General features: G+C 67.7%; 9 protein-coding genes and 1 tRNA gene. 3 read left to right on the plus strand and 7 right to left on the minus strand.

Features of this window, described 5'->3' with window-relative positions:
* Positions 1-31 precede the first annotated feature (31 nt).
* A complete protein-coding gene (locus tag AW272_RS28830) occupies positions 32-1252 on the plus strand; it encodes an acetyl-CoA C-acetyltransferase (RefSeq protein WP_066371675.1) in 1221 nt (406 codons plus the stop codon).
* A gap of 4 nt (positions 1253-1256) precedes the next feature.
* On the opposite strand, the gene AW272_RS28835 is transcribed toward AW272_RS28830, so the two are convergent.
* From AW272_RS28835 to AW272_RS28850, 4 genes are all read right to left on the minus strand, one after another.
* Positions 1257-1667 (minus strand): PPOX class F420-dependent oxidoreductase, encoded by a 411-nt coding sequence (locus AW272_RS28835; RefSeq protein ID WP_066371677.1) that lies wholly within the window; start codon positions 1665-1667, stop codon positions 1257-1259.
* A gap of 60 nt (positions 1668-1727) precedes the next feature.
* On the minus strand, positions 1728-1955 hold the full coding sequence (locus AW272_RS28840) for a DUF4287 domain-containing protein (protein WP_066371679.1): 228 nt from the start codon (positions 1953-1955) through the stop codon (positions 1728-1730).
* 167 nt (positions 1956-2122) lie between these two features.
* On the minus strand, positions 2123-2824 hold the full coding sequence (locus tag AW272_RS28845) for a Bax inhibitor-1/YccA family protein (RefSeq protein WP_245657770.1): 702 nt from the start codon (positions 2822-2824) through the stop codon (positions 2123-2125).
* A gap of 179 nt (positions 2825-3003) precedes the next feature.
* Positions 3004-4908 carry a glycoside hydrolase family 15 protein gene (locus AW272_RS28850; protein WP_066371688.1) on the minus strand — a complete coding sequence of 635 codons (1905 nt, stop codon included), beginning with the start codon at positions 4906-4908 and terminating at the stop codon, positions 3004-3006.
* A 233-nt stretch (positions 4909-5141) separates the two neighbouring features.
* Between AW272_RS28850 and AW272_RS28855 the strand changes: the two genes are divergently transcribed.
* Both AW272_RS28855 and AW272_RS28860 read left to right on the plus strand, forming a co-directional pair.
* Positions 5142-6104, plus strand: a complete 963-nt coding sequence (locus tag AW272_RS28855) for a DUF418 domain-containing protein (RefSeq protein WP_066371689.1) — start codon at positions 5142-5144, stop codon at positions 6102-6104.
* Between the two features lie 6 nt (positions 6105-6110).
* Entirely contained in the window at positions 6111-7451 is a 1341-nt protein-coding gene (locus AW272_RS28860) for an AAA family ATPase (protein ID WP_066371692.1), read from the plus strand.
* A 1038-nt stretch (positions 7452-8489) separates the two neighbouring features.
* Here AW272_RS28860 and AW272_RS28865 read toward each other — a convergent pair.
* From AW272_RS28865 to AW272_RS28875, 3 genes are all read right to left on the minus strand, one after another.
* Positions 8490-8562: transfer RNA gene (locus AW272_RS28865), tRNA-Leu, on the minus strand.
* 217 nt (positions 8563-8779) lie between these two features.
* Entirely contained in the window at positions 8780-10045 is a 1266-nt protein-coding gene (locus tag AW272_RS28870; protein ID WP_066371969.1) for an NAD(P)/FAD-dependent oxidoreductase, read from the minus strand.
* 681 nt (positions 10046-10726) lie between these two features.
* Positions 10727-11497 (minus strand): uracil-DNA glycosylase, encoded by a 771-nt coding sequence (locus tag AW272_RS28875; protein ID WP_066371695.1) that lies wholly within the window; start codon positions 11495-11497, stop codon positions 10727-10729.
* Positions 11498-11539 lie beyond the last annotated feature (42 nt).

An 11539-nucleotide genomic window follows, 5' to 3' on the forward strand; every position in this document is an offset into this window, starting at 1 on the left:
GAAGAGGTTGCCGTCTTACAGGAGAGCCCCCATGCCAGAGGCAGTCATCGTCGCGACCGCCCGCTCCCCCATCGGTCGCGCCAACAAGGGATCACTCAGGGAGATCCGCGCCGACGACCTGACCGTCCAAATGGTCCAGGCCGCGCTGGCCCAGGTGCCGCAGCTCGACCCGAACGAGATCGACGACCTGATGCTCGGCACCGGCCAACCGGCCGGTGAGCAGGGCTTCAACCTGGCCCGGGTGGTGACCGTGCTGCTCGGGCTCGACCGGGTGCCGGGCACCACCGTCAACCGCTACTGCTCGTCGTCGCTGCAGACGACCCGCATGGCCTTCCACGCGATCAAGGCCGGCGAAGGAGACGTGTTCGTCTCGGCCGGGGTGGAGTGCGTGTCCCGGTTCGTGAAGGGCGCCGCCGACTCCTGGCCCGACACCCGCAACTCCCTGTTCCTGGACGCCAAGTCGCGCACCGACGCGGCCGCCGCCGGAGGCACGCCCCCGTGGCACGACCCCCGCGACGACGGGAACATCCCCGACATCTACATGGCGATGGGCCAGACCGCCGAGAACGTCGCCGCCTCCCGTGGCGTCTCCCGCCGCGAGCAGGACGAATTCGGCGTACGGTCGCAGAACCTGGCCGAGAAGGCCCTCGCCAACGGGTTCTGGGAGACCGACATCACCCCGGTGACGCTGCCCGACGGCACCGTCGTCAGCAAGGACGACGGCCCCAGGGCGGGCACCACCTACGAGGCGGTCTCGCAGCTCAAGCCGGTCTTCCGGCCCGACGGCACGGTCACCGCAGGCAACTGCTGCCCGCTCAACGACGGCGCCGCCGCCGTGGTGATCATGAGTGACGTCAAGGCCGCCCAGCTCGGCATCACCCCGCTGGCCCGGATCATCTCGACCGGCGTCACCGGCGTGTCGCCCGAGATCATGGGCCTGGGCCCGGTCGAGGCGTCGAAGAAGGCGCTGGCCAAGGCCGGCATGGCGATCGGCGACGTCGACCTGGTGGAGATCAACGAGGCCTTCGCGGCCCAGGTGATCCCGTCGTACCAGGAGCTCGGCATCGACCTCGACCGGCTGAACGTGAACGGCGGCGCGATCGCGGTCGGCCACCCCTTCGGGATGACCGGCGCGCGCATCACCTCGACGCTGCTCAACAGCCTGCGCTTCCATGACAGAACCATCGGCCTGGAGACCATGTGCGTCGGCGGCGGCCAGGGCATGGCGATGCTGGTGGAGCGTCTTTCGTAGTGACCTATCCGTGGAAGTCGGGGCCGGCCTTGGTGACGGTGACGCTGATGATCACTCGCCGGTCCCGCTCCATGGTGGTGCGGTAGTCGTCCCAGTCGGGGTGTTCGCCGCTGATGTCGCGGTAGTAGTCGACCAGCGGTTCCATCGCCTCGGGCAGTGAGATCACCTCAGCCGTGCCGTCGAGCTGGAGCCACTGGCCGTAGAAGGCGTCGGTCATCACCGTCAGGACGACCTCAGGGTTGGCCCGCACATTCCGGATCTTGACCGCGGTCTCGCGGCTGCTGATGACGACGCGGTCACCCGCGCCCACCCCGACCGTGACGGGCGAGGTCTGCACCCTGCCGTCGGCGTGGCGGGTGATCAGGACCGCGCGGTGGTTGGCCCGGACGAACTCCAGGGCCTTCTGAATCTCCATGAACACAATGATGCGCCCGCGCCGGAGGGGGCGCGGGCGCAGGCAGGGTCTGGTCTGGTTTTAGAACAGGTGGCCGCGTCGGCGACGCTCGTGCTCCAGCACGATGGCGGCGGCGTAGCCGTGGGTCAGTCCGTGTTCGTCGGCGAGCCAGTTGGCACGCTCGTCGCAGCGAGAGAACGACGGACCGGCGTCGATGGCTTGAAACCACTCGGGGAGTTCGCGTCCGGTGATGCTGGGGACACGGGCGATGAGCTTTGTTTGAGTCTCCAGTGAGTGGTTCAACGACATAAGCACCTCCACGGATAAGGCTCCTTTGAGTCGACACTGCCTCACTGCCTGGGGCTTGACAAGACCCAACAGACATCTCTTCGTTACGAGATGTTGATCTCTCGTTCCTTGCCAGACAACGAAAAACGCCCCCGGCGCGATGCCGGGGGCGTGATTTCGTGGCTCGATCAGTCGTCGCCGGAGAAGTACGACAGCAGGCGCAGGACCTCAAGGTAGATCCAGACGATGCTGAGCATCAGGCCGAAGACGAGCAGCCAGGACGTGCGCTCGGGGGCGCCGGCCTGAACCGCGTGGTTGATCTCGTCGAAGTCGAGCAGCAAGAAGAACATGCCCAGCAGGATCATCGCCGCGCTGAACACGATCGCCAGCGCCCCGCCCGAGCGGAGACCCAGCCCGCCCGGCACCCAGATGCCGACGAGCAGGTTGACCAGGATCAGGCCGACGGCGCCGATGGCGGCGCCGATCACGAACTTCGTGAACTTCGGCGTGGGCCGGAAGATGTTCAGCGCGTAGACCGACAGCACGCCCAGAACGGCCATCATCGTGCCGACGATCGCCTGGAGGACGATGCCGTTGCCGAACCGGGCTGCGAAGATCAGGCTGATCCCGGCCAGCGCGACGCCCTCGAGCACCGCGTAGGTCAGGATGAGCGCCGGGTTGGTGCTCTGCTTGAACGTGATGACCAAACCGAGGATCAGCGCGGCGATGACCGCCACGATCGCGATCCCCATCGGGACATCCATGATCCAGGCCACGCCCGCGGATGCGAGCAGTGTGCCCAGGACGATGAAGCCCTTCATGACGACGTCGTCCATCGTCAGGGTGCGGCCCATGTTGGTGGGGGGCGCGTAGGCGGGCTGGTTGTACATGTCCTGCAAGTGCTGGGGGCTCGGCGCCGGCCCCGACCACTGTCCTTGGCCCACTGGGCCACGCCGACTGAAAATCGGGTTCCTGCTCTCCACCGCGTTGCCTCCACGATGCGCATTTAATGATCAGTTTTTCGCCATGGTCCCGTGGGATCGATTCCTCCGCAAGACCAAGCGATGGTTCACCGCCTCCTCAACGAGTGATCCGCCGGAGAAGTTCCTGGCTGGCGATGAGCGGTTTCCGCACGAATGATGTGAATGATCGCGTTGATCAGAGCGAGGTGCGTGAACGCCTGCGGGAAGTTCCCGAGCTGGCGTCCGCTGACCGGGTCGATCTCCTCGGCGTACAGGCCGAGCGGGCTGGCGAACGACAGCAGCTTCTCGCACAGCCGCCGGGCCCGCTGGAGCTCACCGATCTCCGCCAGGGCGCTGACCAGCCAGAACGAGCAGATCGTGAAGGTGCCCTCCTCGCCGGCCAGCCCGTCGTCGGTCTCCTTGGTGCGGTAGCGGAGCACCAGGTCGTCGACCGTCAGGTCGTCGGCGATGGCCAGCACGGTCGCCCGCACGCGCGGGTCGTCGGCCGGCAGGAACCGCACCAGCGGGATCAGCAGCAGCGAGGCGTCGAGCGCGTCGGTCGCGTAGTGCTGCCGGAAGATCCCGTTCTCGCTGACGCCGTTGGTGCAGATGTCGTCCTTGATCTCGTCGGCGACCGCCTGCCAGGTCTCGGCCAGTTCGGGTTCGCCGCGCAGTTCGGCCAGCCGGGCGCCCCGGTCCATGGCCACCCAGCACATGACCTTGGACGAGGTGAAGTGCTGCGGCTCGCCGCGCACCTCCCAGATGCCCCGGTCGGTCTCCTTCCAGTGCTTCATCGCGGCCTCGACCTGGCGGACCAGGATCGGCCAGATGCGGTCGTCGAGGCGGTCACGCGACTTGATGTGGATGTAGAAGGAGTCGAGGACCGCGCCCCAGACGTCGTTCTGACGGTGGTCGAACGCGCCGTTGCCGACCCTGACCGGTTTGGCGCCCTCGTAGCCTTCGAGGTGGTCGAGGATGCGCTCGGTGAGGTCGCGTTCGCCGTCGACGCCGTACATGATCTGGAGTTCTTCGTCGCGTTCGGCCACGTCGGCGATGAACCAGAAGAAGTCGTCGGCCTCCCAGTCGAAGCCGAGCGTGTAGAGGCCCCAGAGCGCGAATGTGGAGTCGCGCACCCACGAGTAGCGGTAGTCCCAGTTGCGCTCGCCGCCCGGGGTCTCCGGCAGCGAGGTCGTCGCCGCCGCGACCAGCGCCCCCGTCGGGGCGAACGTGAGCCCCTTCAGGGTGAGCGCGCTGCGCTCCAGGTATCCGCGCCAGGGGTGGTCGGGGATGTCGCCGCGCGCCAGCCAGTGCTGCCAGTGGTGCGCGGTCCAGACGAGCCGCTTGTAGGCGTCGTCGTAGTTGTACGGGGGTTCGTGCTCGGTCCAGGAGAGCGCGACGAACCGGGTTTCACCCTCTTTGATGAGGGTTCTGGCCATGGCGCGGCCGGCTTCGAAGCCGAGCCGCATGTCGGTCGTGAGCCGGAGCCGCACGTCGCTGCCATCGGCCGTCGCGAGGCCCTGGTGATATCCCCTACCTGTGTATGACCAGGTCACGGGCTTACGGCCGTAGTCGAGGACCGGTTCGCAGTCCAAAGTGATCTGCAATTCGCCCGACACGCAGCGGACCGTCCGAAGCAGGACGTGGTCGCTGTCGTAGTCGGTGGGCGCTCTCCGGTGGGTGTGGGAGAGCTCGTTTTCGTGGTGCCAGGGCCCCATGAGGAGGACGTCCCTGACGATGATCCAGCCTTGGGGGGTGCCCCAGGAGGTCTCCAGCACCATCGTGCCCGGGAGATATCGGCGAGCGGCCGGGACGAAGGTGTCCGCCGGGCCGAGCCGGAACCGCCCCGCGCCCCGGTCGAGCACCGCGCCGAATACCGACGGGGAGTCGAGCCGGGGAAGGCAGAGCCATTCGATGTTCCCACTGCTGGCGACCAGTGCGGTCACTTCGCAGTCGGAAAGGAAGCCGTAGTCCGCGATAGGGGGAAAGGGGGAAGATCCGTGAAGAGTGTCCATGTTCCACCCGTCCAATCGCCGTACCGTGTTCCGAGCCACGATACGCCGCGATCAACATCAACAAGATCATTTTGCTGGGTACTCGGGTCGAGTCGTGATGAAGTACGGGTGGCGTTCACGGCGGGTTCACCGGGCGCGGGTAGGCGCCGCTGACCGAAAGGACGATCCACCGCCACAGGAACCGGTCATTCGGTTCATGCCAGCAGGTTCCGCAATGTCAAGACTTTGGCGGCATGGCACGACAATCCCCCCGGCCACGCATCGTGGCTCTCGACGTCATCCGCGGGTTCGCGCTCTGCGGAATCCTGGTCGCCAACGTCCGGCCGATCGCCACCACGGTCGGCCTGCTTCCCCCCGACGCCGCGCCGCCCTCCACCGCCGACCTCTGGCTCGGGCTGCTGGTCGATCACCGCTTCTTCCCCGTCTTCTCCCTCCTGTTCGGGATGGGCTTCTCGCTCCTCTACGAGTCGGCCGTGGCACGCGGCGTCTCGCCACGGCTGGTGCTGCTGCGACGGCTCGTGGCGCTGTTCCTGCTCGGGCTGGCCCACCGGCTGCTCTGGGACGGCGACATCCTGGCGATCTACGCCGTCGTCGGTCTGGTCGTCCTGCTGCCGTCGTCGTGGCTACCCCGGCGAGCGGTCGCGGGACTGTCGGTGGTGGCGCTCGGCCTGGCGCTCTTCTTCGGCGGCGGGATCATGGTGGTTCCCGGGCTGTTCCTGCTGGGGTCGGCGCTGGTCCGGTATGGGGTGGCCGACCGGCTGGAGTCGTCCACCCGGATCCCGGTGATCGTCGGGGCGGTGGCACTGGTGCCGGCTGTCGTGCTGGGGCACCTGCAGAGCTCTGACGCGAACCTGTTCACGGCCGCCGGGCTGGCGACCGCGACCGTCTACTTCTGCGTGTTCCTGCTGCTGCTCCGCAGCCCCCTCCGGGGTTTTCTGTACGCCCTCCTCACGCCCCTCGGCCGGATGGCGCTGACCAACTACCTGACGGCGACGGTGCTCGTCCTGGCCCTGTCGAAGGTGATCGGCGGCACCGCCGAGGACTGGTCGACGGGGACGGTGCTGGGGATCGCGGGGGTCATCATGGGCGTGCAGTGGGTCTGGTCGACGCTCTGGCTGCGCCGGTTCCGGCAGGGCCCGATCGAGTACGTCTGGCGCCTGGCCACCTGGCCCCGAGACCGCGTGGTGCGGTATTGATCATGCATGCGCTCATGGGCCCGGGAATGGCTGCCCTCCGTCTTCTTCGTGGGTTTCCTCCTCGTCACCGGGTTCCTCGACGGCCTCCGCAACGATAAGTGGTACGGCGCGGGGCTCAAGTTCACCCTGGCCTCACTCATCATCGTGTCCATCGCCGTGCAGAACCGGAGCCCGGGGAAGGCGCTGCGGCGGATGCTGCCGAAGATCCCCCGGCTGCCCACGCCACGGAGAATCCCGCTGCTACCGCTGTGGGAGACCCCCAAATACGGCAAGACGCTGCTCGAACCGGTCTCCTGCCCGGTGCCCTTCGTGGGCCGGGAGGAGGAGTTGGCCAGACTCGGCACCTGGCTCGACGACCCTGACGCCTTTCCGCTGATGGTCGTGGCGGGCCCGCCGGGGGTGGGCAAGTCGCGGCTGATGGTGGAGTTCGCCCGCACCCGCGAAGGCAAGTGGAGGTGCGGCCGGCTCGGCCCCGGACCGAGCCGGGGCCTGATCAAGATGCCGGCATCGGACAAGAGACCGGCCCTGATTTTGGTCGACGAGGCCGACCTGCGGGACGACATACCGCTCCTGCTGGCCGAGCTGCGCGACCACCCCGGCAAGCCGCCGATCCGGGTGATCGCGGAGGCCCGGCATCCCGGCGGGCTGGAGTCCCATTACGGCCCGGTCATCCGGCTACACGACCCTGACGACCTCGACGTCTGTTTCGAGCTGGCGGTCGAGGAGTTCGGCGGGGAGGTCGCCGACGACGTGCCGACCCCGGCGGGGCCCGTTTTCAACGTCCTGGACGCCGCCCGACTGACGGCCCGCAAGCACGCCGTCGATCTGCTGGACAGGGAGCGGCGGAGGTGGGCCGCGCTGGGCGGCGGCGACTTCGGTGAGTCGGCCGTGGTCGCGAACCTACTGGCGGGAGGCGGCCCCGACGTGCTGCGGCGCATCCCCGAGCTGCGCGACCGGCCCGATGACGACATCGCACGGATGTCGGCGTGGGAACCGATCCGGCCGGTGCTCCTCGCCACCCGGCTGCTGTCGGAGGTCGCGACGGCGCGGCCGGGGATCATCGACGCGGTCACCCAGGATCTGTCGTGGGCGCAGGCGCGGCGGGCACTGTGGTGGCTGGGCTGCGTCGCGGACGGGTCTCCGGAGGCGGCAGCGGCCTTCCTGCGGCTGGCCGTCGCTCACGACGGGTTGCTGCCCCGGGCGGTCTGTTGCCTGGTGGGAGACGGTCTGGCCGAGCCGCTGGCCGCGCTCGTGGTGACCCGCGAGTGGACGGCGGATGAACTCGCCGCGGTGGACTCTCCCGATCTTCCCGCAGCGGTCAGATCGGCCCTGAGCACACTCACCTGAACGAAACCTGGCAGTCTTCGCCCTCGAATTAGACGAATGGAATGCCACTAACGGTTCCCGCGATCGACTTGGCGGAAATTTGACCTTCCGCTGAAAGATTTTCCACGCCATACCCCAACAACACCACCTTCACATGTGGTCACACCTGGCGCAGTCCTATCCGACTGACCACACAGGTATCTTCCAGGTCAAAATCGGGAGCCCTTCTGGAACGCGGCCCTCTGACGCGAATAGCCGTCGGCAGCGGCATTGGATCAGCTCAGTACACCTACCCTGACCTGCGGGAACCCGCCCACAACAGGAACGTCGCCCGGCACCTGCACGGCACCCCTCGGCACCGGGGGCGAACGGGCCGGGAAGGACCGGCGGTTAAGCACCGCTTTCGCAGTCGACGGGCTCAGGAGAATCGACGGAGAAGCAATCGCCATGACGTTTTCCGGCGGAATCAATCCGAGCTGGAATAACTCCCGAAAATGAGCCGGTCCGGGGCGAGACGACGCAGAGAAGAGGAGCCGCCGAGTTCGCAGCTGGAATGTCGTGTTCAACAGAAAGGCCGCCACCGGGGAAATCCCGCGAAACACCGGTCGCCGCCACGCCCCGACCCCCGCGCATTCATGATCAGAGACTTATCGGTCGACCCTTAGTGGCATTTTCTGTCTTCCACTACTCCACGCATCCCCACCTGGCGGAATTCAGGCATGGGACCGGATTCTCGCCCCGGGGTAAGCCATGTGCACGACCGGGACCGAACCCGGCCGGGAGCCCCCGAAGAAGATCACCCACAGTCCTGACAGAACCCCGTTCGGTCACCTGTCTACCAGGACAGATTCTTCGCACCCAGAGGGGTTCCCGAGCTTGACGGGACCACTGACGCCCCGGCTCACAGGCCGTCCACCCGAGCTCACCTGACCCGGACGGCAGAGGCCGACGATCATCGTCGCAGGTCAGTTCTCGCGTATTCGGCGCGAAAATCCTGGAATCACAACAGCCCGTGACCACATTTCTGCTGGTCACGGGCTGAATAACGCCACCTTACGGTGCCCCCGGCGGGACTCGAACCCGCACTAAAGCCCTTTTAAGGGGCTTGCCTCTGCCATTGGGCTACGGGGGCGCCGCGATCATACGTCACGGAGCGCACAACTGTAACTGGTGAGACCTTACGCCGCATCTCCCGTACGATCCATCAAACTGGGCGGCAATACAGTAGCAGGGAGAATGGCCAGCGAAACGGGATGAAACAACCATCCTCGCGCTCCTCTCGCCTTGCAACGTGAAACGGCCCGCGCCTGATGGTAGGCGCGGGCCGTTAACAAAGGGAGATGCCGGGGTTACCCTCCGGCAGCGGCCTTGAACTGGTCGCGGGGGTGCTCGATCTCACCGAGCGACACCGTCTCCCGGCGGAAGAACAGCGACAGGGTCCAGTCGGCGATGACGCGGACCTTCCTGTTGGTGGTGGGCACCCGCGACAGGTGGTAGGTCCGGTGCATGAACCACGCGGGCCACCCGCGCAGCTTGACTCCGTAGACGTTCGCGACGCCCTTGTGCAGGCCGAGGCCGGCGACCGAGCCGACGTACTTGTGCCGGTAGTCCTTCAGGGGACGCTCGCGCAGGTAGGCGGTGATGTTGTCGCCGAGCACCTTCGCCTGGCGGACGGCGTGCTGGGCGTTGGGCGCGCAGTACTCCCCCGGGTGGGTGAGGTCGGGCACGCCGGCCACGTCACCGGCCGCGAAGGCACCCTCGGCGCCGTCAATAGTGAGCTGGGTGGTCGTCTTGATCCGGCCGCGCTCGTCGAGCGGGAAGTCGCCGGAGTTGGTGATCGGCGCGGCCTTCACACCCGCCGTCCACACGACGGTGGCCGCCTCGAAGGAGTCGCCGTCGCTGGTCTCGACGTGTCCGCCGACGACGGAGTCGAGCCGGGTCTGCATCTTCAGCTCGATGCCGCGCTCGCGCAGCTGCGCGGCGGTCCAGAGACCCATCTCGGGCCCGACCTCGGGCAGGATGCGGTCGGAGGCCTCGATCAGCACCCACCGCAGGTCGCTCTTCTTGATCGACGGGTAGTAGGAGATGGCGTCGACGGTCATGTCCTCGAGCTCGGCCAGCGCCTCGATGCCGGCGAACCCGCCGCCGACCACGACGAACGTGAGCGCCCGGCGGCGCACCTCGTCGTCGTCGGCCGACTCGGCCCGGTCGAGCAGGGCCAGCACGCGGTTGCGCAGCGCGATGGCCTCCCCGACCGACTTGAACCCGATGGCCGCGTCGGCGAGCCCCGGGATGGGGAGGGTGCGGGAGACCGAACCGGCCGCCATCACCACGATGTCGTAGCCGATCTCACGGGGTTCGCCCACAATCGGCTCGAAGGTCAGCGTGCGCTGCTCGTGATGGACCTTGGCGACCTTGCCGTTGAGGATCCTGACCTTGGGGAGCACGCGGCGCAGCGGCGCGACGACGTGGCGCGGCGAGATGCTCCCCGCGGCGGCCTCCGGCAGGAACGGCTGGTAGGTCATGTAGGACTGAGGGTCGATGAGGGTGATGCGGACCGATCCGTCGCGCAGTTCGCGGCGGAGCGTGCGCTGGAGCCGCAGGCCGGTGTACATGCCCACGTATCCACCGCCAACGATGACGATGTGCTTCGACGTGCGGTTCACCACGGATGCCCTTCGTGTGTTCACCTGGCTTGTGAAAGCATTCACAAGCTACCTGAACAACACCCGCCGAAGCCAATCCCTTCCCAAGGGAACTTGACCGAAGTTTCCAGATCAAGAAGTTCCTGTACGGATTCACGTGGCAACTTTGACCAAATTTCCCAACGTGACCGACTTCACACATGTGAAGCAATTCACAAGCCCTCCCACCTGGGAGAACACACCGCCCTGGCCCGGCTCCGGCGGGAGGGTCTCGCCTGTCGAGATGTACGCGCCACGCGAGACGTCGGCCACGGCTCCATGCTCCGGAGGGCGAGACACCGGGCCGGGAGAGAACGGGTCGGCAGGGGCTGGATTCCCACAGTAGGCCGGCCATGGCTCCCCGCCGTTGCGGCGGGGGAGCGGCGCGGCCGGTTGGCGCCGGATTCGGCGGGCGGTCGGAGCGGCGGGCGGAGCCGGGGTGGGCGGAGCCGTAACAGAAAACCACCTTTCAGACCAGAGCGGCGCCGCGTGATGTGCCCACCGATCGTGTCGGCGTCGTCGTCGTTTCCACAGGCGTGATCGGCGCGGCGGGAATCGTCGGTCGGGGGTGGGAGAATCCCGTCCCACCCATGAGGGCGGGGCCGTCACTCGTCAGAAGCTCGCCGCACGGGTGAAGATCGCGTCGAGCATGGGCTCGGTCACCCGGCCGGTGAAGGTGTTCTGCTGGCTGGGGTGGTAGCAGCCGATCAGGGTCAGTGGGCCGAGCGGGACCTCCACACCGTGACCGAAGGCGGGGCGCGGGGTGGGGAGGTCGTGTCCGGCGGCCCTCAGCGCCGGCCAGATGGCCTGCCAGGCGAAGCCGCCCAGCGCGACGATGACGCGGGGGCGGACGAACTGGAGCTCTTTCAGCAGCCAGGGGAAACAGTTGTCCCTCTCCCCCGGGGTCGGCTTGTTGGCGGGTGGGGCGCAGCGGACGGCCGCGACCATGCGGGTGCCGAGCAGGCGCTGGCCGTCGCCCGCGTGGACGCTGGTCGGCTGGGCGGCCAGCCCCGTGCGGTGGAGGGAGGCGAAGAGCCAGTCGCCGCTGCGGTCGCCGGTGAAGATGCGGCCGGTGCGGTTGCCGCCGTTGGCGGCGGGGGCGAGGCCCACGATCAGGACCTTCGGGTCGTCGTCGCCCCAGCCGGCGATGGGGCGTCCCCAGTAGGTCTCGTTCTGGTACGCCTTCCGCTTGGTGTCGGCCACCTCCTCCCGCCATGCCACCAGCCGTGGACAGGCACGGCACACCGACTGGCGGGCGGTCAGCTCGGTGATGTCCGGGCTGGTCGCGGCCAGTTCTGCCACCTCGGCCGGGGTGGTGGCGACGGAGGTCGCGGGCGTGGCGGGGTCGTCCGGCCAGCCGGTGCCCGGAGGAACGAAACTCATGGCCCCAAGCGTGCCAGCGGGGGGCGCGGGGAAGGACAGACG

The sequence above is a fragment of the Herbidospora mongoliensis genome, from assembly GCF_001570545.1.
Taxonomy (GTDB): Bacteria; Actinomycetota; Actinomycetes; order Streptosporangiales; family Streptosporangiaceae; genus Herbidospora; species Herbidospora mongoliensis.

What these genes read in the sequence shown, in the direction of transcription:
- AW272_RS28830 (WP_066371675.1), top strand. Translation starts at nt 32, where the DNA reads ATGCCAGAGGCAGTCATCGTCGCGACCGCCCGCTCCCCCATCGGTCGC.
- AW272_RS28835 (WP_066371677.1), bottom strand. Translation starts at nt 1,667, where the DNA reads ATGGAGATTCAGAAGGCCCTGGAGTTCGTCCGGGCCAACCACCGCGCG.
- AW272_RS28840 (WP_066371679.1), bottom strand. Translation starts at nt 1,955, where the DNA reads ATGTCGTTGAACCACTCACTGGAGACTCAAACAAAGCTCATCGCCCGT.
- AW272_RS28845 (WP_245657770.1), bottom strand. Translation starts at nt 2,824, where the DNA reads ATGTACAACCAGCCCGCCTACGCGCCCCCCACCAACATGGGCCGCACC.
- AW272_RS28850 (WP_066371688.1), bottom strand. Translation starts at nt 4,908, where the DNA reads ATGGACACTCTTCACGGATCTTCCCCCTTTCCCCCTATCGCGGACTAC.
- AW272_RS28855 (WP_066371689.1), top strand. Translation starts at nt 5,142, where the DNA reads ATGGCACGACAATCCCCCCGGCCACGCATCGTGGCTCTCGACGTCATC.
- AW272_RS28860 (WP_066371692.1), top strand. Translation starts at nt 6,111, where the DNA reads ATGCGCTCATGGGCCCGGGAATGGCTGCCCTCCGTCTTCTTCGTGGGT.
- AW272_RS28870 (WP_066371969.1), bottom strand. Translation starts at nt 10,045, where the DNA reads ATGTACACCGGCCTGCGGCTCCAGCGCACGCTCCGCCGCGAACTGCGC.
- AW272_RS28875 (WP_066371695.1), bottom strand. Translation starts at nt 11,497, where the DNA reads ATGAGTTTCGTTCCTCCGGGCACCGGCTGGCCGGACGACCCCGCCACG.